Below are 377 nucleotides of genomic sequence, written 5' to 3'. Positions count from 1 at the left end.
GAGCCGGGTACACAGCTAACGATGCGTACGTTCCACATCGGTGGTGCGGCATCTACTGCAGCAGCAGAGAACAGCATCCAAGCTAAGACAACTGGTACTGTTAAACTTCACAACGCTAAGTTCGTAATCAACAAAGATAAGAAGCTGGTTATCACCTCTCGTGCATCTGAGATGACGATTGTTGATGAGTTCGGTCGTACTAAAGAGAAGCACAAACTTCCTTACGGTTCTGTACTGAGCAAAGCGGACAACGACGCAGTAGAAGCCGGCGAAGTTGTTGCTAACTGGGAAGCGCACACTATGCCAATCATCACTGAAGTGGCAGGTCGCATCCAGTTCGTTGATATGATCGATGGCGTAACTGTTTCCCGTCAAAC

At 48.5% G+C, this 377-nt stretch carries 1 protein-coding gene; it reads left to right on the top strand.

Going from position 1 to position 377, the window contains the following annotated elements:
- On the top strand, positions 1-377 hold a 377-nt coding region (locus A3712_RS07625), incomplete at both ends, for a hypothetical protein (protein WP_157618722.1).

This window comes from Vibrio sp. HI00D65 (assembly GCF_001635455.1).
Lineage (GTDB): Bacteria > Pseudomonadota > Gammaproteobacteria > Enterobacterales > Vibrionaceae > Vibrio.
This window is presented reverse-complemented; position numbering and strand designations above follow the sequence as displayed.